At 60.1% G+C, this 24,792-nt stretch carries 27 protein-coding genes, 1 tRNA gene and 1 pseudogene; 20 read left to right on the plus strand and 9 right to left on the minus strand.

From position 1 onward, the window contains the following. Positions 1–51: 51 nt before the first annotated feature. Positions 52–552, minus strand: a complete 501-nt coding sequence (locus BLR34_RS03985; protein ID WP_092699679.1) for a FlaD/FlaE family flagellar protein — start codon at positions 550–552, stop codon at positions 52–54. Between the two features lie 140 nt (positions 553–692). Between BLR34_RS03985 and BLR34_RS03990 the strand changes: the two genes are divergently transcribed. Genes BLR34_RS03990 through BLR34_RS04000 form a run of 3 tightly spaced genes read left to right on the plus strand, consistent with a single transcriptional unit; the run spans position 693 to position 2,944 of the window. After that, a complete protein-coding gene (locus BLR34_RS03990; RefSeq protein ID WP_092699681.1) occupies positions 693–1,586 on the plus strand; it encodes a ParA family protein in 894 nt (297 codons plus the stop codon). Next, positions 1,583–2,488, plus strand: a complete 906-nt coding sequence (locus BLR34_RS03995) for a chemotaxis protein CheW (protein WP_092699683.1) — start codon at positions 1,583–1,585, stop codon at positions 2,486–2,488. The genes BLR34_RS03990 and BLR34_RS03995 overlap by 4 nt, the downstream gene beginning before the upstream one ends. Before the next feature lie 39 nt (positions 2,489–2,527). Beyond that, positions 2,528–2,944, plus strand: a complete 417-nt coding sequence (locus BLR34_RS04000; protein WP_092699685.1) for a hypothetical protein — start codon at positions 2,528–2,530, stop codon at positions 2,942–2,944. Here BLR34_RS04000 and BLR34_RS04005 read toward each other — a convergent pair whose 3' ends face one another. Further along, on the minus strand, positions 2,945–3,268 hold the full coding sequence (locus tag BLR34_RS04005; protein WP_092699687.1) for a hypothetical protein: 324 nt from the start codon (positions 3,266–3,268) through the stop codon (positions 2,945–2,947). It lies immediately after the preceding gene. 112 nt (positions 3,269–3,380) lie between these two features. Then, the gene (locus tag BLR34_RS16865; protein WP_176765233.1) at positions 3,381–3,539 is read right to left on the minus strand and encodes a hypothetical protein; all 159 of its coding nucleotides are present in this window, start codon (positions 3,537–3,539) and stop codon (positions 3,381–3,383) included. A gap of 119 nt (positions 3,540–3,658) precedes the next feature. Between BLR34_RS16865 and BLR34_RS04010 the strand changes: the two genes are divergently transcribed. The 10 genes and pseudogenes from BLR34_RS04010 to BLR34_RS04055 all read left to right on the plus strand — a co-directional run bounded on the left by BLR34_RS04010 (position 3,659) and on the right by BLR34_RS04055 (position 14,682). Continuing rightward, on the plus strand, positions 3,659–4,975 hold the full coding sequence (locus tag BLR34_RS04010) for an NAD(P)/FAD-dependent oxidoreductase (protein ID WP_092699689.1): 1,317 nt from the start codon (positions 3,659–3,661) through the stop codon (positions 4,973–4,975). A gap of 84 nt (positions 4,976–5,059) precedes the next feature. Next, complete coding sequence (locus tag BLR34_RS04015) at positions 5,060–6,304, plus strand: NAD(P)/FAD-dependent oxidoreductase (RefSeq protein WP_092699691.1); 1,245 nt, start codon at positions 5,060–5,062, stop codon at positions 6,302–6,304. Between the two features lie 47 nt (positions 6,305–6,351). After that, a complete protein-coding gene (locus tag BLR34_RS04020) occupies positions 6,352–6,762 on the plus strand; it encodes a DUF7124 domain-containing protein (RefSeq protein WP_092699693.1) in 411 nt (136 codons plus the stop codon). A gap of 2 nt (positions 6,763–6,764) precedes the next feature. Further along, complete coding sequence (locus BLR34_RS04025) at positions 6,765–7,295, plus strand: DUF5815 family protein (RefSeq protein ID WP_092699695.1); 531 nt, start codon at positions 6,765–6,767, stop codon at positions 7,293–7,295. Positions 7,296–7,354: 59 nt separating this feature from the next. Next, complete coding sequence (locus tag BLR34_RS16870; protein WP_092699697.1) at positions 7,355–7,789, plus strand: hypothetical protein; 435 nt, start codon at positions 7,355–7,357, stop codon at positions 7,787–7,789. Positions 7,790–8,034: 245 nt separating this feature from the next. Beyond that, positions 8,035–10,035: an ABC transporter substrate-binding protein gene (locus tag BLR34_RS04035; protein WP_092699699.1), complete on the plus strand. Its 2,001-nt coding sequence runs from the start codon at positions 8,035–8,037 to the stop codon at positions 10,033–10,035. Positions 10,036–10,095: 60 nt separating this feature from the next. Continuing rightward, positions 10,096–11,070 carry an ABC transporter permease gene (locus BLR34_RS04040; RefSeq protein WP_092699701.1) on the plus strand — a complete coding sequence of 325 codons (975 nt, stop codon included), beginning with the start codon at positions 10,096–10,098 and terminating at the stop codon, positions 11,068–11,070. 2 nt (positions 11,071–11,072) lie between these two features. Beyond that, positions 11,073–12,299: pseudogene (locus BLR34_RS04045) on the plus strand (ABC transporter permease). 3 nt (positions 12,300–12,302) lie between these two features. Further along, positions 12,303–13,343, plus strand: a complete 1,041-nt coding sequence (locus tag BLR34_RS04050) for an ABC transporter ATP-binding protein (RefSeq protein ID WP_092699703.1) — start codon at positions 12,303–12,305, stop codon at positions 13,341–13,343. Continuing rightward, entirely contained in the window at positions 13,336–14,682 is a 1,347-nt protein-coding gene (locus BLR34_RS04055; RefSeq protein ID WP_092699705.1) for an ABC transporter ATP-binding protein, read from the plus strand. The genes BLR34_RS04050 and BLR34_RS04055 overlap by 8 nt, the downstream gene beginning before the upstream one ends. 22 nt (positions 14,683–14,704) lie before the next feature. Here BLR34_RS04055 and BLR34_RS04060 read toward each other — a convergent pair whose 3' ends face one another. Then, positions 14,705–14,935: an Lrp/AsnC ligand binding domain-containing protein gene (locus tag BLR34_RS04060; RefSeq protein WP_092699707.1), complete on the minus strand. Its 231-nt coding sequence runs from the start codon at positions 14,933–14,935 to the stop codon at positions 14,705–14,707. A gap of 101 nt (positions 14,936–15,036) precedes the next feature. Between BLR34_RS04060 and BLR34_RS04065 the strand changes: the two genes are divergently transcribed. Together BLR34_RS04065 and BLR34_RS04070 are read left to right on the plus strand one after the other, a co-directional pair. Next, positions 15,037–15,720: a potassium channel family protein gene (locus BLR34_RS04065; RefSeq protein WP_092699709.1), complete on the plus strand. Its 684-nt coding sequence runs from the start codon at positions 15,037–15,039 to the stop codon at positions 15,718–15,720. A gap of 2 nt (positions 15,721–15,722) precedes the next feature. Beyond that, positions 15,723–15,953: an Lrp/AsnC ligand binding domain-containing protein gene (locus BLR34_RS04070; protein WP_092699711.1), complete on the plus strand. Its 231-nt coding sequence runs from the start codon at positions 15,723–15,725 to the stop codon at positions 15,951–15,953. Here BLR34_RS04070 and BLR34_RS04075 read toward each other — a convergent pair. From BLR34_RS04075 to twy1, 4 genes are all read right to left on the minus strand, one after another. Next, entirely contained in the window at positions 15,950–16,462 is a 513-nt protein-coding gene (locus BLR34_RS04075; protein WP_092699713.1) for a DUF5813 family protein, read from the minus strand. The genes BLR34_RS04070 and BLR34_RS04075 overlap by 4 nt on opposite strands. A 182-nt stretch (positions 16,463–16,644) precedes the next feature. Then, a tRNA-Leu gene (locus BLR34_RS04080) sits at positions 16,645–16,729 on the minus strand. A gap of 60 nt (positions 16,730–16,789) precedes the next feature. After that, positions 16,790–17,305, minus strand: coding sequence for a peptidylprolyl isomerase (locus tag BLR34_RS04085; protein WP_092699715.1), 516 nt, complete (start codon positions 17,303–17,305; stop codon positions 16,790–16,792). 105 nt (positions 17,306–17,410) lie between these two features. Further along, positions 17,411–18,385: a 4-demethylwyosine synthase TYW1 gene (gene twy1 / locus BLR34_RS04090; protein ID WP_092699717.1), complete on the minus strand. Its 975-nt coding sequence runs from the start codon at positions 18,383–18,385 to the stop codon at positions 17,411–17,413. Positions 18,386–18,482: 97 nt separating this feature from the next. Here twy1 and BLR34_RS04095 point away from each other — a divergent pair, with 97 nt between their 5' ends. Further along, positions 18,483–19,574, plus strand: a complete 1,092-nt coding sequence (locus BLR34_RS04095; protein WP_092699719.1) for an aminopeptidase — start codon at positions 18,483–18,485, stop codon at positions 19,572–19,574. A 58-nt stretch (positions 19,575–19,632) separates the two neighbouring features. After that, positions 19,633–21,384, plus strand: a complete 1,752-nt coding sequence (gene argS, locus BLR34_RS04100) for an arginine--tRNA ligase (RefSeq protein WP_092699721.1) — start codon at positions 19,633–19,635, stop codon at positions 21,382–21,384. Positions 21,385–21,455: 71 nt separating this feature from the next. Here argS and BLR34_RS04105 read toward each other — a convergent pair whose 3' ends face one another. Then, complete coding sequence (locus BLR34_RS04105; RefSeq protein WP_092699723.1) at positions 21,456–21,623, minus strand: DUF1931 family protein; 168 nt, start codon at positions 21,621–21,623, stop codon at positions 21,456–21,458. 292 nt (positions 21,624–21,915) lie between these two features. Here BLR34_RS04105 and BLR34_RS04110 point away from each other — a divergent pair, with 292 nt between their 5' ends. From BLR34_RS04110 to BLR34_RS04120, 3 genes are all read left to right on the plus strand, one after another. Continuing rightward, positions 21,916–22,989 carry a metal ABC transporter substrate-binding protein gene (locus tag BLR34_RS04110; RefSeq protein WP_092699725.1) on the plus strand — a complete coding sequence of 358 codons (1,074 nt, stop codon included), beginning with the start codon at positions 21,916–21,918 and terminating at the stop codon, positions 22,987–22,989. After that, complete coding sequence (locus tag BLR34_RS04115) at positions 22,989–23,726, plus strand: metal ABC transporter ATP-binding protein (RefSeq protein WP_092699727.1); 738 nt, start codon at positions 22,989–22,991, stop codon at positions 23,724–23,726. The genes BLR34_RS04110 and BLR34_RS04115 overlap by 1 nt, the downstream gene beginning before the upstream one ends. A gap of 101 nt (positions 23,727–23,827) precedes the next feature. Next, a complete protein-coding gene (locus tag BLR34_RS04120) occupies positions 23,828–24,745 on the plus strand; it encodes a metal ABC transporter permease (RefSeq protein WP_368086069.1) in 918 nt (305 codons plus the stop codon). The last annotated feature ends 47 nt before the right edge of the window (positions 24,746–24,792 follow it).

Raw genomic sequence — 24,792 nt, forward strand, 5'->3', positions numbered from 1 at the left:
GTTGTGCTCGCTCCCGTAAGAAGGTTCGCAAACCCCGGACTGAAAGTGAAGCTACGTCATCGAGGCGAGCTTTGCGATGTAGACGAGACTGAGCAGGTGGTCGTCGATATCGAGTGCCGTCCCCTCAGAGCCGGTCTCCTCTTCGAGGCCGAGCAGGTAGTCGTTGAGCGTCGACTCGCAGTCTTCGGTAATCCAGCCGACAGCTTCGTAGTAGTTGAGCGCCTCGACGGCCCCCTGATAGCCGGCGTGAAGCAAGAGAAATTCGAGCCATTCGAAGACGAGGTTCTCGCCGCCGTAGTGTTCTGGAAGACCGTCGAGATACGGTTTCTCAGCGTCGTTTGTCGCTTCGAGCGGGAGGAGTTCACGATAGAGCCCCGCTCTGTAGGAGGTCTGGCCGCCACCACCGCCCGAGGGCGTGCTACCGGCGTCGAGGCCACTGGAGGGACCGATGTCGGCCTCGTCGACATCGCGCCGGTCGCCGGCGTCACCACCTCGCTCCCGGGCCATCTTCCGGAGCTCGTTGAGGTCGTAATCGCTCGGATTGATGCTCATTGAATACTGTATCGCGTCGGGCTATTGTAAATGTTGTCGATGGGTAAGACGACCGTCTGACGGGACAAGCGGGTTCTTGTGAGTGAGAATTGGAAACGTATTTTTATTACTACGGGTCACATCCGTCCCAACACGAGACGATGACAGGTGACGACACCGGGCCAGCCCGTTTCTGTGTGACGAACGCGAAAGGAGGTACCGGGAAGACGACAATCGCAATCAACGTTGCGGGGGCGTTGAACCAGCGTGGTCGGGACGTTCTGTTCGTGGATGTCGACCCACAGGGGAACGCGACAGAGGGCCTGGGGTTACTGGAGGCCTACGACGCCTCGCCACCGACGCTGTTCGACGTGCTCACCGATGTGGACACGCGACCGAACGTCGGTGACCTCGTCGTCGAACACGAGGAAATGGACGTGCTTCCGGCGAACATCGACCTGCTTCACGCGGAACACGAGCTGACACTGGCAGACGTGATGGCACAGCTGCAGGGAAACAGAGCGGCACTCGACGCGCTCGAAGAGCTGACGCTGAACGTCGAGGCCGACGATATCGAGGGGCCACACGCACTGAATGTGCTGTCGGCAGCACTCTCTCACATCGAAGACGACTACGATTACGTTATCGTGGACTCGCCGCCGTTCTACGGCAAACTCACGGACGCGAGTATCTTCGCGACCGGGAACGTACTCGTCCCGGCACTGACCGAAGCGACCTCCGAGCGGGCAATCGAACTGCTCATGCAACAGATTGCCGCCCTGGAGGACCACGTCGATATGACGGTAAACACGGTCGGTGTCGTCGCAAACCGCGTCGAGCAGACCAACGAGGACGAGACAATGATAGAGTGGCTCAACGAAGTGTACCCCGAGACGCCCGTCTGGGAGGTGCGCAAGCGGGTTGCACTCCAGCGGGCGTTTTCGGCCGGGAACTCGGTATTCGAGTACGACCCGTCGGTCGACATGGCCGACGTGTTCGAGACGATTGCGGCAGAACTCGACAGGCAGTTCGACCGTCCCGAGGTGAAACCATGAGTGACAACGACGACGACGAACGACTGGACCGGGCGAAACGTATCAGGAAAATGCGCGAAGGCGACAGCCGAGACGCAGCCGAGCCAAGCGGCGACGGAGGCGAACCGACCGACTCCGGCAGAGACAGCGAGACGGAGGCGCCGTCGAGTAAGACGACCGACGAGGCCGAGACGAGCGAGAGAGACACAGCGAGCGAGGAGCCCGAAGAGATGGATACGAACACCGACCTCGACGGCGACGCAGGTGAGGGTACCGACGTGCCCGACGTGAACGTCCCAGAGACTTCGACAACGGACGAGACAACTGCCGACAGCCCCGATACAGAGGACGACGTCAGTGCACCGCTGCCGGACACCGAGCAGCTAGAGGAAGCGCTGGAGTCTTCCGAGGCGACGGCCGACACTGCCACACCAGAGGAGGTAGCCGACGCTGACACCGCGACCCCCGCCGGAGCGCTCGACGACGAGGAAAACCACGAAGACGAGACGCGCGTTCTCGAATTCAAGCTCGGCGACGAGTACTACTGTCTCGATATCGACTACATCGAAGAAATCGTCAAAGAAGAGAAAATTACGCGAGTCCCGAACACGCCCGAGTACGTTGAGGGCGTCGTCGACCTCCGCGGGCAGATTACGACGATACTCAATCCGAAAGTGACCATCGACAAAGACGACGTCTCGCCCGGTGGGCTGATTATCGTCTTCGACTCGGAGTCCTTCGAGGACCAGGGACACATCGGCTGGGTCGTCGACGATGTACGGCAGGTATCCCCGATTACCGACGACGATGTCAACGAGCCGCCGGTACAGGAAAACTACATCAACGGAGTCATCGACCGCGACGAGGACGAGCAGTTCGTCATCTGGGCCGAGCCCAGTATGGCGATGGAGGAAGCCGAGTAACCGAAACGGTTTGGCGTCCTCGTCTCCAACGACAGGCAGATGGCCGAGTTCAACCTCCACGTGAGCATCGACCCCGAGGCGCTCGGGGCGGACTCACTCGAATCGTATCTCGACGAGTACATCGACGAGTCACAGAAAGTCGCGTTTGCAGATGTCGACGCACCGCAGGCAGACGACGATACGCTCGATGAAACGCTCGAAATCGAGGGCATCGACGGCTTCGCATCGCTGTACACCGAGCTTCGAGACAACGACGACCCGCTCGAACTCGGGCTCTGGGGCCCGACCGCCGAGCGGTTTCCGGTGCCGGTACAGCACTACGCGCTCCAACAGATTTCGAACCCCGACGCCTACGAGTTCCACGCGGTCGACAACAAAGTGACCCTGGTCGTCGCCGACCAGCAACAGCAACTCCAGCAGCTTCGACAAGAAGTCCCGCCACCGGCGCTTGGGTGACTACGCCCAGGCGTCGGGAAGTTCGCTCTCGTTGTCTGCAATCAGTTCGATGAGCGGCCGGATATCGTCGAACTCTGGGCCTTTGGCTACCTCGTTTTGTTCTCTATCCCAGGTGATGAAGCCGTATTCGGCGAGTTTCGGCAGGTGGACGTGCTCCATCTCGACGAGACGTTTGACTGCGTCGGTGTGTTCGACCGAGAGATCTGGTGAATCGTCCTGTGGATTGTGGTCTAACAACCCAAGCAAAAGCTTCCGACGCTGGACGTGTGCCAGCGCGTCGAGTGCGTCGTCGAACTGACCTTCGCTGTACTGCTGGTTGCTCATACGAGACCGTACACGACAGCCATACATCAAACCAGCATAATTTCACAACATCCGATTGTTTGAGGAACTGAGTGAACCGTGCCGGGGACCCCGCCACGACCGGCTGCAAGCCTCACTCGGCGTCTGTGAGGAAATCTGGGGCCGGAAGTATTATCTTTTTGTCAGTCCCAAACAGCGCGAACAACCCAAACAGCGCCGGTTCGTCTGCGACGATACCGAACACACCGAAGATGCCGAAGACACCGAGCCGGCGTATTCGAACTGTGACCATAGAGGAAGGTTACTAGTCCAGGATACATATTCAGGCGGTCGTTTTCAGCGGTCTGGAAAGCCAATCTGTCCGCTCGAAGAGTCACAACACATATCCACGAGAGGGCAGAACTGCCACCAATGATAGGTGTCGTCGGCGGGGGAGTCGCCGGGCTTGCGGCCGCCCACAGGCTGCAGGAACACGGCTACGACGTGCGCGTCTTCGAAGCGAGCGACCAAGTCGGCGGCCTCGCCGCGGTTTACGAGACCGCAGGCGACCCCATCGAAAAGTTCTATCACCACCTGTCGAAATCCGAGGAGACCATCGTCGAACTCGTCGACGAGGTGGGGTTAGGAGACGACCTCGAATGGCGGTACGGCTCCGACGCCTACTACGTCGACGGCGTCGCTCACCCGATGGACAAACCCTGGGAGATACTCGCCTACCCGCATCTCTCCTTGTACGACAAGTTCCGGCTGGGGATGCTCGTCCTCGATATCGACGTGCGCGGTGGCATTCCGTCGTTCGATACCTACGAGCGTCTGGAGGATTTCGAGGACGTTCCCGTCAAGGAGTTTATTCTCGACCACACCTCACAGGGCTGTTTCGAGCGGTTTTTCAAGCCGCTTTTAGAGGCAAAGTTCGGCGACCGTTGGGAAGACGTCAGCGCGGCGTGGCTGCTGGGACGAGTGAAATTTCGGGGCGAGCGAGATATTCTTCGCGGCGAGATTCTGGGCTACCTGCAGGGTGGCTTTGGCACCCTGCTCGACGCACTCGTCGACAGCGTTGGTCAGGAGAACATCCAGACTGGCACCCGCGTAACCGACCTCGACGTGACAGGTGGCGTCGTGACCGGGCTCGAAACGAAGTCTCGGTCGACCGGTGTCGACCGCCACGATGTCGACGACGTGGTCGTTGCGGCGATGCCGAACGTCCTCGAAGGGTTGACCGGCTACGAGTGTGCTATCGAGTTTCAGGGGACCATCTGTTCGGTCCTCAGCCTCTCCGAGCCACTGATGGACACCTACTGGCTCAACATCGCAGACGAGTCGCCGTTCGGTGCACTCATCGAACACACGAACTTCGTCCCACCAGAGCGCTACGGCGGCGAACACCTCCTCTATGTGGCTCGGTACATCCAGGACCTGGAGACGCCTCTCTGGAAGAAAGACGACGACGAAATCGAAGCGCTATGGCTCGACGGCATCGCAGACTTGTTCCCACAGTTCGACCGCGAGATGGTCAACTGGATACAGACGGCACGGAACCCGCGGACTGCGCCAATCTACGAGCGTGGCTACCTCGACATGGTCGTCCCATACGACCTCGGAAAGGCGGTGGCCGATGGACTCTACTACGCGGGGATGGCAAGCCGAGCCCAGTATCCCGAGCGGTCGCTCAACGGTGGTATCGTCGCCGGGTTCGAGTGTGCCGACCGCATCGCGGGCGAACGCTGAATTCTCACAGATTCGTTATTATCCTCACAATTGATAAGCAAGATATAGCAATCCACATTAACCCTGACCCGTAACCTCCGGTATATGAGCACGTCGCACGTCATCGTCGGCGATGGGATTGCCGGTAGCTCGGCCGCCGAGACCATCCGTGAGGAAGACCCAGACGCGGAGATTACGGTCATCACGGACGAGGGTGAAGCGCTGTATAACCGTATCCTCATCAAGGAGTACGCCAAAGGAAAGCTCCCCGAAGCGCCGATTTCGATTCACGAGCCAGAGTGGTACGAGGAGCGCGATATCGACCTGGAGCTGAACACGTACGTCGTCAACGTCGACTCGGACGCTCACACCGTCGAAACACACGAGGGCGACGTCTACGAGTACGACAAACTCCTTATCGCGACAGGAGGGACGCCAGCACAGCTTCCTGTCGAGAACTCTGATGCCGACGGCATCAATCACTTCTGGACGTTCCAAGACGCACGCGAGATTCGGGGGAACGTCGAAGATGCCGGCAAAGGCGTCATCGTCGGCGCCGGGCTGCTCGGCATCGACTTGGCGGCAATCAGTGGCGCACAGGGGCTCGACGCCTACTACATCATGCGAGGTAACCGCTGGTGGCGGTACGGCCTCTCGCTCGACGGTGCCGAGATTATGCACGACGCGCTCGAAGAGATTGGCATTACGCCTGTCTTCGAGGCAGGTGTCGACCGTTTCGAGGTCGACGACGATGGCCACGTCGAGGCGGCAGTTACCCCCGACGGCGACCGCTATGACTGTGACTGGGCCGGCGTCGCCATCGGTCTAGATTTCAACACGGAGTGGCTTCAGGGCTCTGGCGTCGAATGTGACGATGGCGTCGTCGTCGACGAACACATGTGGACCGGCGTCGAAGATATCTACGCCGCAGGCGACATTACCCAGTTCCACGACGTTATCCTCGGCGAGCGCACCCAAAACGGGGCATGGGGCTCGGCGAAAGAGCAGGGTAACATCGCCGCAAAGAACATGGTCGATGACTCCCGCGAGGAGGTCTTCCGCTGGGTGCCGACCTACTCGATTACACACTTCGATTTCCCGTTTCTCTCGTTTGGACACCCCACCATCGGCGACGACGAGGCCGAGCGCAAATACAGCGACACAGAGTGGCGGCGGCTGGCGTTCAAAGACGGCAAGCTGGTCGGCGGCGTCCTCATCGGCGACCTCTCCCAGCAGTCCACCTACAAGAAACTCATCCGTGAGGAATGGGACGTTGCGGACAGAAAGGAACTTCTGCTCGAGGAAGACGTCGACCTCGACCGTCTCGAAGGCGCTATCGAAGCCAACTAGGGAACGGACCGACGCCCTTTTTTAATAGGTGCCCTCCATTCGGACATATGAACGGCGGAAACAGCGACATGACCCTCGCGTTCGAGCTGGAGGCACTCAAACAGCTCCGGAACCCCGACAGCGTGTTCACCGACGCGCGCCAGTGGACCGAATACGTCGGCGTCATCTCTGACAAACCGACCTACGTCGTGACGAACTTCACGCGGAAACACCGCATCAGACAGGACTTTTTCTCCGGGCCACGGACTCGCGAGGAGAGTCTGAACAACATCAAAGCGCAATTCGACAGCGACAGACACGTCTTCGTCGGCACGACCGACGAGGACGAAACACTGGCGGAGGAGACCGACTGGGAGTACGTCGGCGTCGAGGCCGCCGCACAGGCCGCAGACTGGCAGCTCTCCCTCGAGGAGGCGACGACAGAAGTCGAGGACGACGGCCACGACGACTGGCCCTGACGATGGCCGAACCCGGAATCCCTGGCGAGAGCGACGGGCTCGAACTGCCCTGCGGTGAGACGGTCGAACCCACCGATTTCGACATCGGGATGCGGGAGTTCCGGTGTGCGTGTGGCGACAGCCACGCAATCGTGATGGATGTCCATCCGCTAGCCAGGTTCGTCCCCGAGTTTCTCGTCGACACGCTCAGAGAGACGGTAACAACTGACGACGACTTCGAGGAGTTCGGCACGCCGCACGCGATGGCGATGGTAGGCGAGGAGTTCCCAGAGAAGCTGGCCAGCGCCGACTGCTCGACTGAGGGCAGTGTCGGCTACGCGCTGCTGTGGGTGTCAGCCTTCGACGCTCGCCGCCTTCACGAGATTGTCGTCGAGTTGTTACTTGAGCTGATGGACCACGCCATCAGCCACGCCGAGAACGACGCCATCGAAGCAGAGTTCGAGCAGTATATGGCCGAGTTCGACCTCGAGACGTTCGTCGAGCTGTACCGCAAGGAACGCGAGTTCGAGGACGAACACGATTCGGCAATCTGACAGCTGTAGCCATTGTGGACACCCCGCATGTTTATACTGGAGGAAAATGTATCCCCGCTATGCCAGAACGAAGGCAGTTCCTTTGTGGGGTTGCAACGGCAGCCACGGTCGGGCTCGCAGGATGTTCCGGCGGTGGCGGCGACGGCGGTGACGATGGTGAAGACAGCGGAAATGGCGCGGTTCCAGCTAACATAGCTTTCGACGGTGACGCCGGCGAACACCTCGAACTCACCCCCACGGCTCGGTTTGAAAACAAGGAGTTTGGCGATACGATGATTGTCGAGGGAACAGCCCAAAATACGGCCGATAACCTCCGTCTGCACGTCGAGTTGGTCGTTGAGATGGAACGATATCTCAAAACCGGGACCGCTTCGAAATCGATAGAGCCGGGTGGAAGCTGGGAGTTTACAATCGAGTTGTCCGACGTTGATCCCGACCGAATCGATGAGTATACACTCAGGGCCACCTACACTGACCCGCCTGAAGAAGTCTGATAAACAGACGACAGGTACTCCCAGCGCACGCCAGCGATAGGTCGTCCAATCGGCCCGAGTATTTCCATGCAGTTGGCAAGAAAGGGCCCGAAAGAACGCGAGGGTCGTGTATTTCGCTCCCAATCGACGATGGAGATGGAGACCGCGTGCTTGTGGCACACACACATGTTGGGTGGAGGACAATTCTGCATGTTTTATCATACGGTACCAAAACTCTTATTGGGTGTGGTTTCCCAAACCGTGATATGCCGCAACAACACGGTCAAATCGAATCAAAGGGATACCTCAATCGTCGTCAGTGGCTGTCGATGCTTGGCGTCGGCAGTACCGCTGCCATAGCAGGCTGTCTGGGTGGCGGAGACGGCGATGACGGAGAAGATGGCGAAGACGGAAGCGATGGAAGCGACGGAGAAGACGGAAGCGATGGAAGCGACGGAGAAGACGGAAGCGATGGAAGCGACGGAGAAGACGGAAGTGACGGAGAAGACGGCGACGATGAGATGGAAATGCCCGAGGTGCAGGGCTCGTACATTACGGCCACCTCGACCGGATTCGAGACCCTCAACCCGTTGTACAACAACACTGACGGTGCCGCGACGGCCATTGGACGGACACTCGACCAAGGCTATACCTTCGACGAGAACGGCGATTACTTCCCACTGGTGTACGACATGTCCACGGAGGACGGGAAGGTGTGGACATTCGAAGTCCGCGACGGGCTGGAGTTCAGTGACCCGTACGGCCAAGTGACCGCGGAGACGTTCGTCTACCAGATTCAGGAACTCCACCAGACCGACTGGGGTAACACGCCATCCGCAGTCGACTGGCAGGATGTCACCGTCGAGCAGACCGGCGAGATGACGTTCCAGGCCGAGCTTGAGACTTCGAACGTCCTCTGGCCGAGGACGTATGCGCCGCTGCTGTACCCGATTCCAATCGACATCATGAAGCCCTACGTGGAGGATGAAGATGCCAAAGGGCTCGAAGAAGAGCAGGAACTGCTCGAACTCGGCTTCACCGGGAATCTCGGGCCGTTCACGCTCGATGAGTGGGAACGCAGTGCCGGCACCACCTACAGCCGCAACGAGAACTACTACCTACAGAACATCGACGAAGGTCCCGAGCTGTTCAACAACGCCCCGTACTTCGAGAGTGCAGAGATTCGCATCATCTCGGAGCAGTCCTCGCGACTGGGCGCACTCGAGACGGGCGAAATTACTCGTGCAGCAGTCCCGCCGGAACGTGTCTCTGAGTACGACGCCATGGACAACCTCAAAGTCCTCCAGCAGCCACAGTCGTTCAACACCGGTGGCCTCATGGCGGTCAACATGCGTGATAACGGGTGGAACGCCGGCCCCGGTAACCTGTTCCGTCACATCCCGTTCCGTCAGGCACTCGCCTCGGCAATCAACAAGCGCGAGCTCATCAAAGGTATCCGGTACGGCTTCGGAGAGCCACACTTCACGTGGCAGCCGCGCTTCTCCAAGTGGTATCCGGGTGACGAAAACCTCACGCTGTGGGGGGTCGACGATAACTACGGCGAAGACGTCGCCAAAGAGCTCGCCCGCGAAGCATTCGAGATGTCCGACCACGATTACGGCTTCGACGGCGGACAGCTCGTCGGGCCCGACGGGAATCAGGTCACCCTCGAGCTGTACGCACTCGCTGGCTCCGAGACTCGCATCCAGACCGGTGAGTTCATCAGGGACGAACTCGCGGACAACCTCGGAATCAACGTCTCCGTCGAGTCGATTGAGGGCGTGACGTTCGCGAACAACTACTGGAGTACCGGTCAAGACAACGTCGCCGAGAACGGCATCACCCGCGAAATAAACGGAAAAGAGGTTACCTGGGACGGCCCCGTACCGGGTCCATCGAACCCCGGTCCCCGCGAGTACCACCCGAGTGAGTCGTGGGACTTGTCGATTATCTACGGACTGAACACGTACCCACTGAACCCGCTCACGAATGAGGCGTTCTTCGATGGTGCCGCCTGTTCGTACAACCCGGTCGGCTACTATCCAGAGTTCGACGCGAAGTCCATCTTCGAACAGATGCGTAACGCGAGCAGTCAATCCGAGATTCAGGAGGCCGCAAACGAACTGTTCCGGAACGTCAACGAGGAGATGCCCTACATCACCATCATGTTCCCGGACGGACTGCCCGGCATGAACGCAGACCTGGTTGGCCCGACCGAGAGCTTCTTCAGCGGCTGGGACTTCGGTGCCTGGTACTTCGACAGGTAATCAGTAGAGAACAGAAACGCGCGCAAACAACTTTTCGAACCTCCACATACTCAGTACAACATGGGACTTGGACGTTACGTCGCACTACGGGTTGCGTGGGCAGCAGCCGTCTCGATGATTATCGTGACGATTGCGTTTCTGCTGATTTCGTTCTCACCGAATCCGGAGATACAAGACGCAGTACGGTCAGCATCGTTACAGGGTGAGAACCCAGCAGAAGCACGCGAACGGATCAAGGAACTCCGCGGCCTCGACCAGCCGCTGCATGAGCGGTACCTCGACTTCATGCAGAACGTGTACACACTGGAGTGGGGCTGGTCAGATTCCAGGAACCAACCGGTCGAAGAGGCGTTATTGGAGTCAGTGTACTACACAGCACAGTACTCCATCCCCTGGACCATACTGACGGTATTGATTGGGCCGCTGGTAGGGCTGTACTCGGCTGCAAATATGTACAGCTGGAAAGACCACGCCGCGACAGGCTTTGCCTTCGCGGGCTGGGCAATGCCGAATTTCTTCTTCGCCATCATCCTGTTGTTGGTCTTCGGCATCTGGCTCGAGTGGATACCTATAACATACAACACCGACGCGGCGGTGTTTAGCCTCGAGAACGCTAGACAGTTGTTCTTCCCGGTGTTTGTACTCGTAACCGGGTCGATAGCGGCGACAATGCGTGTTGCGCGAAACGAGTCTGCGGAATTCATCAACGCCGACTTCATGAAGACCGCGAAGGCGAAAGGTGTCTCACCGTTCCGGGCCTACGCATACCACGTAATGCGACCGACTCTGGTCCCGCTCTCGACGACGTTGGTGGGACAGTTACTGGCAGTCTTCCTCGGGTCATCACTGCTCGTCGAGTTCGTCTTCTCCATTCCCGGACTCGGCCGAACGACGTTCGATGCCCTGGTAGCACAGGACACGAACCTCGTCCTGGGGTCTGTCCTGATATTCACGTTCATCGGGGTCGTCGGCAATCTGCTAGAGGACCTGGTGTTCACAGTGCTCGACCCGCGTATCAGCTACGACGATAGATAACCATGGCAACGAAAAAACCAGACCAATTCGACAAGGTCAACTGGGACGACGTCACGAGTTCGAACCAGTTCGCTATCTCGACGAACTTGAAGCTGCTGCTGACAGCGGCTATTCCGATGGCCTTGGTGTCAGTGTTCAAGTGGCAGGCGGTCGGCGAGCGTGAGAATACGTTCGCGGTACTCGCCGAGACGGTTGGGCTCTCGTCGGTGTACGACACAATCGGCATCGAGTTCGACCCGACATACTTGGACCTCATGTTCCTGTTCACCATCGTCCTGTTCGGGACACACGTGGTCCTCCCGATGTTCCAGAGCCCACGGATGGCGAAATACTACTACCGGCGCTTCATCCAGAACCGGCCGGCAGTGGTGAGCCTCGTCTGGCTCGCCTTCGTCTTCGTCGGCGGAATTATCGGGCCGTTTTTCATCCAACAGCCCTCACAGGACGTTCTCCACGCGTTGCAGCCGCCTGTCGGGATGACGATAGATATGCAGAGTGTCCCCCAGTGTCTTGGGACTGTCGAGAACGGCATGTGCCATGGAACCTGGGAGCATCCCCTCGGAACTACGCGTGGCGGGAAAGGTGTTCTCGCAGGCGTCGTTCACGGGATGACCATCAGCATGAAAATCGCGTTCATCACGACGACTGTCGTGGCTGCGTTCGGTATCACCTTCGGTACCGTGAGCGCGTTCGCGGGCGGTTGGGTCGACGAGACGATGATGCGGTTTACCGACATCATCCTCTCGTTCCCGACGTTCATCATGTTCCTGCTCATCCTCTACATCTTCGGTGCGAGCCTCGCCATGTTCATCTTCATCTTCTCGCTGTTCGCGTGGGGTGGCATGGCGAGATACGTCCGCAGTAAGGCGCTGTCAGTTAGTGAAGAGGAGTTTATCAAGGCGACCAGAATCAGTGGCGCGAGCAGATTCACCATCGTCAGGCGCCACGTCATCCCCAACACTGCCAGCAGTATCGTCACCTAGCTCACGCTGTCGGTGCCGGGCTTCCTGCTGGCCGAGGCACAGCTTGCCTTCCTCGGTCTGGGCGACCCGACGCTCCCCTCGTGGGGGACGCTGATTTCATCGGGCCGAGACTACCTCGACCTCGCACCGTGGATTACGGTCGTGCCGGGGTTCGTCCTCTTCCTGACAATTCTGGCGTTCAACTTCGTCGGGGACGCGGTCCTCGATGCAATCAACCCCGAAGCACAGACGGAGTCGGAGGGCTAACCAATGAGCGACGAGCCACTACTCGAAGTTGAGAATCTACGGACGACGTTCGACACAGACCAGGGAGAGCTAATTGCAGTCGACGGTATCGACTTTAGCATCGAGCAAGGCGAGACCGTCTGTATCGTCGGCGAATCTGGCTCCGGCAAGACAGTTGCGACGGAGTCGATTACGCGCATCGTCCCGATTCCGCCCGGCGAAGTCGATGGCTCGGTCCGATTCAAGGGCCAGGGCCTGCAGTCGATAGACGACGAGGCGTTGCGAGATATCCGCGGGGACCAGATAGCGCACATCTTCCAGAACCCCCAGGAGGCGATGAACCACGTCTACACTATCGGCTGGCAGATTGTCGAAGGACTAAAAATTCACCAGGATGTCACCGACGAGGAGGCAAGGGCAAAAGCCGTCGAGTTGCTCGACAGGGTCGGTATCGCCAACGCGAGCGCCCGATTCAACGACTACCCCCACGAGTTCTCTGGCGGACAGAAACAGCGGGCGATGATAGCGATGGCGCTGGCGACAGACCCAGACCTGCTCATCGCCGACGAGCCGACGACCGCCCTGGACGTGACCGTCCAGGCACAGATTCTCGACTTGCTCAACGAACTCCAAGACGAGTTCGGCATGAGCATCCTTCTGGTGACCCACGACCTGGGTGTCGTCGCCCAGATTGCTGACCGGGTCATCGTGATGTACTCCGGGAAAGTGATGGAGCGCGGTGATGTCTACCAGATATTCGAGGAGCCAGCACACCCGTACACGCAAGCACTCATGAAGTGTCTCCCGGAGTTCGGCGGCAACGCCGGTGGAATTCAGGGGACACTCCCCGACCCGACGGACCCGCCAGACGGCTGTCGGTTTGCTCCGCGGTGTGAACACGCCGCCAGCGACTGCACGGTCGGCGACCAGCCGGCCGAAATCGAGATAGAGCCGGGCCACCTGGCGTCGTGTATCTACTACCAGCAGGGGTACGACAGTTCCGTCGTACAAAACGACGACCTTGGAACCAACGCGAACGAACGAACGGAGGCTGCCGATGACTAATAGTGAGCCGATTCTACAGGTCAACGATTTGAAAAAGCACTACCCAATCAAACGGGGACTGCTCAACCGAGAAGTTGGAGCTGCAAAAGCTGTCGACGGCATCAGCTTCGAAATTAATCCCGGAGAGACTGTCGGTCTCGTCGGGGAGTCCGGCTGTGGTAAGTCGACGGCCGCAACGTCGATTATCCGTCTCGAAGACCCGACCGACGGCGAGGTCATCTTCAACGGTGGCGACAGACAGGGTGCATCGCGAAACGGCGACGGGACCCACCCCAACGACGTTACAAGATTCAACAAACGCGAGCTGAAGAGATTCCGTCGGGAGGCACAGATGATATTCCAGGACCCGGCTTCGAGTTTCAATCCGCGGATGTCTGTCGGGCGGGCAGTCTCGGAGATGCTCGAAATCCACGGGATGAAAGACAAGCATCGCCGCCGAGCGATTGTCGAAGACCTGCTCGAGCGTGTTGGCCTCTCTGCAGAGGACTACGACCGGTATCCACACGAGTTCTCGGGCGGCCAGAAACAGCGTATCGGCCTCGCCCGCGCGCTCGTTCTCAACCCCGACCTGATTATCGCAGACGAGCCGGTCAGTGCGCTCGACGTTTCGATTCAGGCGGAGGTTCTCTCGCTCATCGACGACCTCCAAGACGAGTTCGGTCTCTCGCTGCTGTTCATCAGCCACGACATGGGCGTTATCAAGTCAATCTGTGACCGGGTGGCTGTGATGTACCTCGGCGAAATCGTCGAGATAGGCGAAGTCGAAGAGCTGTTCAGAAATCCACAGCACCCCTACACCGAGGAACTCATGTCGGCAATTCCGAACCCGGACCCGCGAGACCGCAGCGAGGGCATCTCGCTGTCCGGAACAGTACCGAGTCCGACCAACCCCCCGAGTGGGTGCAAGTTCCACACGCGGTGTCACAAGGTCGTGCAGTCCGACGAGTTCGACCTGGAACAGGAGGCCTGGCAGCAGTTGCTCACCTTCCGACAGCAGGTCTCGATACAGGGGGTCGATGTCGACGAAATTCGGGAGAACGCGCTCCTCGGCCGGTCTGAAGAAGAAATCACAGATAGTGTGCTCAAATCAGAGGTTCGCAAGGAGTTCGACCTACCGTCGGAGCTCTCTGACAGAGAGGCAGAGAAGACACTCGATAACGCGCTCGACAGCATTATCGCGGACGACTTCGAATCCGCGACTGAAACCCTACAGTCGACGTTCACAACTCCGTGTGAAGAGATAGAGCCTGAGTTCACCGACCACGGCGACGGGCACCGCTCGGCGTGTATCCGTCACAGAAACGAAATCCAGTCGATGGAACTCGCGGCCGACGACTGACCCGCGTGCCGTTTACGCGGCGTTACTCCAGACAGATGTACGTCCGCGTATCGACAACGCCATCGAGGTCGTTCAGGTCGGTCGCAACTGCGTGGATGACCTGATACACTTCCTCACTCTCTGCCTCGACGATGATATCGTACTGACCGGCGACGACGTGTGCCTCTATGACGGCATCCATCTCTCGAATCCGGTTCTGCAGGTCGGCTGACTTGCCAGCCGCCGTCTTCATCATAATAAATGCCCGTACCATGCTACCCCTATAATACACCACACCCAATCAAAAGTGTTCCCCCGGGAGTGAACGGTAGGGCGGTGAATAGCTTTATTCCCCCGGTCGTCGTAACGAACGGTATGCGATTCGTTATAGTTGGCGCTGGGCGCGTGGGGTTGCGGACCGCGCGTGCAGTTCGCGAGAGCGGCCACGACGTGATTATCGTGGAACAGGACGTGGAGAAAGCAGAGCGCGCACGGGAGGACGACTTCGAGGTTACCGAGGGTGACGGCGCGCTGGAGGGGACCCTCGAAGCTGCCGGCATCGAGGACGCCGACGCGCTAGGTGCGTTGACGGGTGACCTCAACACGAACTTCGCGGCCTGTACAATCGCCAACCACTTTGGCTGTCGCACGGTCATGCGAATCGACGAGGACTACCGCGAAGACATCTACCGGACGTACGTCGACGAGGTAGACGAAGTCATCTACCCCGAGCGGCTGGGGGCTATCGTCGCCAAGAACGCACTGGTTGGCGGCAACATTCGCGCGATTGCCGACATCGAACAGAACCTCCAGCTCGTCGAATTCACGATCAACGACACCGCTCCGATGCACGGCTACTCGCTTTCGGAGCTCGAACTCCCGGGGAAAGCGACGCTGCTCGCCATCGGCACGAACGGCGAAGCGCTACGTGTCCCGACGCCTGACGACACGCTCGATGCCGGCACGCAACTGGTCATCCTGTCGGACTCGGAGAATATGGACAACGTCAGGAGCATCATCGTCGGCGAGGACACGACGACTGCACGCGGAGGTGCATGAATATGGTTATGGCATACATCATGGTCAAGGCTCACACCGGTGAGGCGGACAGACTCAAAACTGACATCGAAGCGGTGGAAGGTATCGAGCGAGCACACATCGTGGCCGGCGACGTCGACCTCATCGGCGTCGCGGACGTCGAGTCACCGGCGGCGGTGAAAGACGTGGCTGCGGCCGAAATCCAGTCGATAGAGGGTGTCAGTACGACACAGACGTATATCGCGATGGACTAAAGCGGCGTCCCGCCGCTCGTCTCGCCCTGGCTCGCGTCAGCTAGCAGGTCTGCCACTGGTGGCTGGTAGTCGTAGCCGGGGACGACGCCCTCGACGTAGGTTCCCTCCACAAACTCGACGAATGTTTTTGTGACATCGACGGCTGTACGTGGCGTTCCCAGCGTGAACTCGAAGGTGACGACCACACTGTCTCCGCGTTTTTCGACGCCGAACTCGTCAAGTTCGACTGTCGTCCGAGTGGCCTGTGGCGCAGATTCGAGGCGTCGCTCGAGCGTCTCGAACCAGTCGGTCGCCACCGTCGGTCCGACTTCGTCGGCCGTCGCCGCCCGGAGTGTCGGGGCTGTGACTTCGACCGTATAACAGGACGGTTCGGCTGTCTCGTCGACAGTCACTGTGCCTTCGAATACTGTCGTGGTAACCTCGAATCCGTCGTCGGTCATTTCCAAGGCGTCGTGTGTCGTTACGGCGCGAGACAGTCGTTCGCTGGTCGTTCGGGACTCGTCTGACATTATCGTTACGTGGTCGCGGTCGGTCAAAAGTCCACGCTTTGGAGGCTCCGGCGGGGCTCGAATGGAGGCGTGACGTGTTTCGGTGGGAAGTTACCGCCGGTCGTGCTCGCGCCGTTGTGCGCGTCTGTCGCAGTTCGAATCACAGTTGCTTACCTGTCGCTCACGGATTATTCGCATCAGAATGCGAGGGCTGGGATTCGAACCCAGGGACCCCTACGGGAGCGGGTCTTAAGCCCGCCGCCTTTGGCCTAGCTCAGCCACCCTCGCGCATATTCCTCTCGCTCAGGCAGTCAAAAAGGGGTTACGGATACTACTCGCCAGCGCCGACTAGTTTCCGTGGATTTCGACCGATTCCAGGTGAATCGGTGAGGTTGGCTTGTCACTGCCGTCGGTGTCTGCGTTGCCGATTGCCTCGACAACGTCCATACCGTCGGTGACCTCGCCGAAGACGGCGTGTTTATCGTCGAGATGAGGCTGTGCGTCGAGTGTGATGAAAAACTGCGAGCCGTTCGTGTCCGGGCCGCGGTTAGCCATCGAGACCTTGCCGGGACCGTCGTGGCGCAGTTCGGAGTGGAACTCGTCGTCGAACGTATAGCCCGGGCCGCCGCGACCGGTTCCGGTCGGGTCCCCGGTCTGAATCATGAAGTCCTCGATGACGCGGTGAAACGCCACGTCGTCGTACAGCGGGCCGTCGACCGTCTCGCCGGTTTCGGGGTGTTCCCACTCTTTCTCACCTGTCGCGAGGCCGACGAAGTTCTCGACGGTGTTGGGCACTCGCTCGTCGAAGAGGTCGATTTCGATGTCGCCTTCTGAGGTGTGCAGCGTTGCACTGAGTTCGCTCATACCAGACGGAGGGCTGCTGGACTGAAAGACGTGCCGATTGCAGGCCGAGCCGTCACTGTGCCGTCGGCACGCTCGTGATGCCTTTCTCAGGTCGCTCGCGGACTCTTACTGTGCCAGCGGGTCGCGTTCCCAGAACTCGCTCGATTTCTTCAGCTTGGGCACCCACGTGTCGCCGTCCCGGGCCAGCATCGCCACCCGGGAGGCCGGGACCTGCTTGAGTTCGTCGTGTGGGAGATACTCCTGGAGCTGTTCGGCGAAGTCGACGACCGCCTCGTGTTCGGGCATCGAGTCGCGGTCGAGACGACCACGGGAGTGGCCGACGTGCATGTACGCCTTGAGCTCGATGAAGTCGGCACGCGCGCGTGTACACATCGCCGCGTACCACTCCGGATGGTGCATGTTGTGACCGTCGATGAGCGTCGTCCGGATGACCGTCCGCGTGTCGTCTTTCTCGGCCAGCACGTCGAGGGTCTCGATGAGCCGTTCCCAGGCGTCGTCGTCGACGGCCTTGACCGTCTCGTCGAAGGTCTTCCTGTCGGCGGCATCGACCGAGACGTACAGCTGTGTCGGGTCACAGTCGGCCAGCACCTCGGGTTTGGTGCCGTTCGAGACGAGAAAGGTCGTGATGTCTCTGTCGTGAAACTCCTCGATGAGTTCGGGGAGATAGGGATACAGCGTCGGTTCGCCGTCGAGGGAGATGGCGACGTGACGGGGCTCCATCGCCTCGTCGAACCGCTCGCGGGGCACCTCCTCGTTGCCGCCAAAGCCAGAGAGCAGTTTCGTCTGTAACTCGATGGAGGCATCAGCCACTGCCGCGGGGTCGTCCCACTCCACGTCGCCGAGTTCGTAGGCGTGTCCCGCGTGGTCACGCCAACAGAAGACACACCGCTCGTTGCATTTGACGACCGGCGTCATCTGGACACAGCGGTGTGATTCGATGCCGTAGAAGATGTTCTTGTAACACTTGCCCTCGCCACGGAGGGCGTTTTTCGTCCACCCGCAGGTCTGGACAGCCGTGTGGTTGTCGTTGTGGTAGCTCGGGTCGTCTACCTGTTTCGGGCCACCCTCTGAATCGCTCATTGATTCCAAGAGGCGCCTCCACGGGCTAAAACGTTCCTCTCCGTGCCGAGGATGGTGTATCGCTACTGTTAAGCGACCGCTGGGCCGATACCACGCTATGGACCCGCGAGTCCGCGAACACGCCGAGATTATCGTCGACCACTCAGTAGATGTACAGGCAGACGACGAGGTTATCCTGCAGGGAGACCCTGTCGCAGAAGACCTCATCGTCGCCATCGCCGAGTTATGTGGCAAACGAGGGGCCAACCTCTCGACGCGCATGAACAGTTCACGCGTGTCTGCGGCCTACCGCCGTGCCCTCGATGTCGACGACATCTCACAGTCGGATGTCTCGCTGGCGGCGATGGAAAACGCCGACGTCGTCATCATCATCCGAGCAGACGAGAACACGAACGAGATGGGTGACATCGCCCCAGAGAAGAGTTCCGCCCTCGCCCGTGAAAACGAGGAGCTGATGGAGGTCCGGATGCAGAAACGCTGGGTCGGAACCCAGTATCCGGCCCCGGGCAACGCCCAAGACGCCGAGATGAGTACCAACGAATACGAGGAGTTCGTCTGGGATGCCGTCAACAAAGATTGGAACGCTGTCCGGGAACACCAACAGCAGATGGTCGAGATTCTCGACCCCGCCGAGAAGGTCCGCATCGTCTCCGGTGACGAGACCGACGTGACGATGTCTGTCGCCGGTAACCCGACGCTGAACGATTACGGCGAACGAAATCTCCCCGGCGGCGAGGTGTTCACTGCGCCGATTCCCGACAGCGTCGAGGGAGAGGTGCTGTTCGACAAGCCGCTGATGGCCCAGGGTCGAGAGATTCAGGACGTGTATCTCCAGTTCGAGGACGGCGAGGTCGTCGACTACGACGCGGCTAAAAACGAGGATGTCCTCTCGGCAGTGCTTGAGACGGACGACGGTGCGAGCCGCCTCGGCGAACTCGGTATCGGCATGAACAGAGACATCGACCAGTTCACCTATAACATGTTGTTCGACGAGAAAATGGGCGACACGGTCCACATGGCGCTGGGTCGGGCCTACGACGACTCCGTGGGCGAGGGCAATGAGGTAAACGACAGCGCGATGCACATGGACATGATTGTCGACATGAGCGAGGACTCCCGTATCGAGGTCGACGGCGAAGTCGTCCAGCGCGACGGGACGTTCCGGTTCGAGGACGGCTTCGAGGCATAGACCGGGCCGAGATATCGCCAGAGGCAAATAGACGCCGGCGAGTATGCCCGCCTAGAGCATGTTCCTCGCGATGCGTGGCGAAGTCGAAGCCGAACTCGAAGGCACGCTCTCGGCGCTCGGGTTCCCCACAGACGACCGCGGTATCGAACAACCGCCGGACGACGTCGACGCCGTGTTGGCATCGAGCGTCGCCTTCCGGCTGGCCGGCGAAGCCGGTGCACCACCGCCGAAGGTCGCCGGCGACATCGTCGCGGAGTTCGACGTTGACGCCTGTCAGTATATCGAGACTGTCGAGGCGAACGGGCCGTATGTCAACTTCCTCCCCAGCGACGCGTACTTTTCTGACACGGTCGAGGCCGGCCAAGACGAGGAGTACGGAGCTTTGCCGGACCAAGAGACGAGCGTCGTCGTCGAACACACGAGCGCGAACCCGACCGGGCCGGTCCACGTCGGTCGGGCACGGAACCCAATTGTCGGTGACGCCCTCGCGAATCTACTGGAGTACGCCGGCTACGACGTCGACCGCCACTACTACGTCAACGACGCCGGCCGTCAGATGGCCGTGTTCACCTGGGCCTACGAAACCTTCGACGAGGATGAGCTGCCAGACCCCGAGCGCGACCGCATCGAGTACGACATGGTGCGGTACTACCGGAAAGGCAACACCGTCCTCGAAGAGGGCGAGGAGGAGACTGTCGAAGCGGCCGAGGCCGAGATACAGTCTATCATGCAGGGGCTCGAATCTGGCGACGAGGAGACCTACGAGCGTGTCGGCGAGGTCGTGGACTCGGTGCTGGGTGGGATGCGTGAGTGTCTCGGACGCCTACCCGCCGAGTTCGACGAGTTCGTCAAAGAGACACGGTTTATCCGCGACGGCTCGACCGAAGACATCGCGACAGAACTCAAAGAGAGTGAATACGCCGTCTACGAAGACGACGCCTGGCAGCTCGAACTCACCGAGTGGGACATCGACAAGAAGTTTGTGTTCCTGCGTTCCGACGGGACCTCGCTGTATACGACCCGCGACCTGGCCCACCACGAGTGGAAGTTCCAGCAGTACGACGAGGCGGTGACGGTCCTGGGTGAAGGGCACGGGCTCCAGTCCCAGCAGCTACGGGCTGCACTCGAGATTCTGGGCAACGACACCGAGATGCTCGACCAAGTGCTGTACGGCTGGGTCAATCTGCCCGGCGGCGAGTCGATGTCGACCCGGGAGGGGACGGGTATCATGCTCGATGACCTGCTCGACGAGGCAATCGAGCGCGCCCGGAACGAGGTCGAAACCCGACTGGACGACCGAATCCGCCAAGACGACCTCACCGAGGCTGATATCGAACGCATCGCCCGGCAGGTCGGTATCGGCGCGGTCCGGTACGATATCGTCGCGAAACAGCCGACGAAGGCAATCACCTTCGAATGGGACCGCGCGCTCGATTTCGAGGCACAGTCTGCGCCGTATGTCCAGTACGTTCACGCGCGTGCGTGTGGTATTCTCGACGAGGCCGACGGGACGCCCACGGCGGAGAGAGATGCGACGCTGCTGGATAGTGCCCCCGAGCGCGACCTCCTGCGCGAAATCGCACGCTTCCCTGCGGTCATCGAAGAAGGTGCTATCGAGCGGACGCCACACATCGTTGCGACCTATACCCGAGATTTCGCGGAGGCGTTCAACGCCTTCTACAGAGAGTGTCCGGTCGTCGATGCACCCGAAGACGTACGAGACGCCCGGCTCGCACTGGTCGTCGCAGCGCGGAACACGATTGCCAACGCACTCGATGTACTCGGCGTCGACGCGCCGGAATCGATGTAACAACTCGGCGCTGTTGCTACCGGGTTATGTGAAAATGTTGCCCTGTGAGGGGCAAAAACGACGGAACCTGCTTACAGGTCGCGCGGCTGCACCGTCTTACGGTCGTTTGCCTCCGCACGTCGGGCTGCGTCTGCGAGAAGGTCTTCGACCTCCTCGTCGAGGGCATCGTAGAAGTCCGACGCAACGTTCATATCATCCAACTCTTCTTTCACAGCAGCTTTGACGATTAGGTCTGCCATACAGGGGAATTTTCCAGAGGGTTGTTTATAAGTTTTCCCGTTTTCTTGCGTTCTGGCCGCTCTGCGGGGAGTTGCGGCAAAACTGTGTGCTTGCTGTTCCAAACGAGAACGTGTGTCATAGGCTAGGAACGACCATCGACAGACTACCTAACAAGTCAGTAACAAGACAAGCAAACAGCACGGTCTCACCCATCGCTCACCCGAACCCCATCTCGCTTCCGACCGTGTTATGAACATTGCATCATTTCAACCGTAAGTTTATTATAAATTACTACTAGATTAATAACTACACATGGAAGTTACCAGACGGAAGCTGCTGTCCGGAGTAGCTGGCTCGGCAGCGTCGGGCCTGCTGGCCGGCTGTGTCGGCGGCGATTCGGGCAACGGTTCGGGGGCAACGACTGCTGAAGCTTCGTTTTTCGTGTTCGGAGATATCACGACACAGGTCGCCGGCGACACGGCCGAGGGGAGCCTCCTCGTCCCCGTGGGCCAGCACGGCCACGGCTGGGAGCCCGGCGCGAGCGTCCGGCGGGACATCCGCGAGGCGGATCTGCTCGTACACGGGATGGCTGGATTCCAGCCCTGGGTCGACAACATCAAGACAGACCTGGAAGCAGACGACGCAACCGTTCAGGCTATCGACATCAGCCGTGACGTAAGTCTGCTCGAAGCAGGTGCCGGCGGACACGACCACAGCGGCGACGGAGACCACCAGGGCGAGGACAGCGACCATCACAACGGTGGGGAGGATGGCGACCATCACGGCGGCGAGAACGGTCATCACGATGGCGGTGAAGGTGGAGACCACCACAACGACAGCGACAGCGAGAGAGGGATGGACCCACACTTCTGGATGGACCCGCTTCGCCTGAAAACAGCCGTCGACACCGTCAGCGAGGGACTCGCCGAGGTCGACCCGGGAAACGAGGACACCTACGCCGAGAACGCCGAGTCGTTGAAAGGCGACCTCGACGACCTCCACGAGCAGATAGAGACGACCGTTGCCAACGCATCCAAGAACACACTCCTCGTCGCAGGCCACAACTCGTTCCAGTACTTCAGCGCCCGCTACGGTGTCGACGTCGCGGCGCTCACGAACGTCTCACCGGACGACAGACCGACTCTCTCAGACAGGGAGCGGGCCCAGGAGGTTATCGACCGACACGGTCTGCAGTACATTTGTGCCGACCCAATCGAGTCACAACAGGCGGCCACCCAGCTTGTCGAAGACACCGACGCCGAGGAGGTGCTGTCGCTGACAGCGATGCCAGGGCTGACCGACGAGTGGGAGAGCGAGGACTGGGGGTACGTCGAGATCATGAAAAACGTAAACCTTCCAACCCTCGAACGAGTACTCGACGCATAATGGCCGTCATCGAAGTCCGCGATGTCAGGTTCGCCTACGCCGACCGGCCGGTCGTCGACGGTGTCTCACTCGCCGTCGAGGCGGGTGAGTTTCTCGGTCTCGTCGGGCCTAACGGCTCCGGGAAGACGACGCTACTCGAACTGATGATTGGCCTCCGTCAGCCAGACAGCGGCTCTGTCTCCCTGTTTGGGGCCCCAGCAGCGAGTGCGACACACGGCGACCGTGTCGGCTACGTCCCACAGGACGTTGCGAACGCTAAAAACGAAATGCCCATCACCGTCAGGGAAGCGGTCCGGATGGGCCGCTACCCACAGAAGCTCGTGGGTCGCTTCTCCGAGACAGACCGCACCGCGGTCGAGGAAGCCCTCGAACGGGTCGAAATCACTGACCTCGCCGACCGGCGTGTCGGGCGATTGTCGGGCGGACAGCGCCAGCGCGTCTTCATCGCCCGCGCGCTGGCAGCCGACGCGGACCTGCTCGCACTCGACGAGCCGACCGTCGGCGTCGACGCAGAGTCCCGAGGGGCGTTTTACGACCTGCTCAACGAACTCAACGAAGACGGAATGACTATCGTCCTCATCGAACACGATATCGGCGTAGTCACGACACACGCGTCGAAAATTGCCTGTCTCAACCGCGAGCTGTTCTTCCACGGCGACCCTGAGACCTTCGCCGAGACCGACGCGCTCGGGGACGCCTACGGCGACGCACAGTCGATTCTCCAGCACAATCACTAACGATGGTACTGTTATACACACTCTTTGCCAGCGCTCTCAGCACGCAGACGGCGGTCGACCGCGGCGTCGAGGTCGTCCTCGACGACTTTTGGGGTAGTCTCATGGACGCGTTGGCCGACGTGACTGGCATCGACGTACTCGGGTTCCCGTTCATGCAGCGGGCCTACCTGGCGGCACTCTGTATCGCACTCATCGGCCCGCTCGTCGGAAGCTTTCTCGTTCACCGAGAGATGGCGATGATTGGCGATACGCTCGCTCACTCGGCGTTTGCCGGTGTCGCTGCCGGGTTGTTCGTCAACGCCACCTTCGCCGTGACGGTACCACCCCTGTTGACCGCGCTCGTCGTCGCGGCCGCCGCCGCGCTTCTCGTCCAGACACTCGTCGACTACACCGGGGCCTACCACGACACCTCACTCGCTATCGTCCTGACGGGCTCGTTCGCAGTCGGGAGCGTCCTCGTGACGGCGACTGACGGCGGCATCGCCGTGGGAATCAACGCCTATCTCTTCGGGTCGCTTGCCACAGTCACACGGGTTAACGCCGCGATTTTGCTGGTATTGAGTCTCGTTGTCGGCGTGTGTGTCTCGGTCGCGTATCGGCCGCTCATCTACATCACGTTCGACGAGGTGGGCGCTCGGGCGGCCGGCATCAGCGTCACCCGGTACAATCAGCTCCTCGCAGTGCTGACTGCGGTGGTCGTCGTCGCCGCGATGCAGATTATGGGTGTTATCCTGGTCGCGGCGATGCTCGTCGTCCCCGTGGCCGCGGCTACCTCGGTCCGCGGGTTCAAGCGGTCGGTCGCCGGTGCCGTCTGTGCCGGTCTCTTCTCGACAGTGACCGGCGTCACAGTCTCGTATCACTACGATGTCGCCGCCGGCGGGACAATCGTGCTGGTGGCTATCGCCGTCTACGCCGCTGTCACCGTCGGCGTGCGCGCCCGGCACCGCCTGTCGGTGAGACGGGGGACGGCGACGACGAGGACGACGACAGCACCCGACGGCGGGAGCAGCGACGAATAAGGCCAGGAGACCCGGACAAAAGCGATGTCTCGGGTCGGTTTCGTAGT

Origin of the sequence: Halovenus aranensis (genome assembly GCF_900100385.1) — an archaeon.
Taxonomy (GTDB): Archaea; Halobacteriota; Halobacteria; order Halobacteriales; family Haloarculaceae; genus Halovenus; species Halovenus aranensis.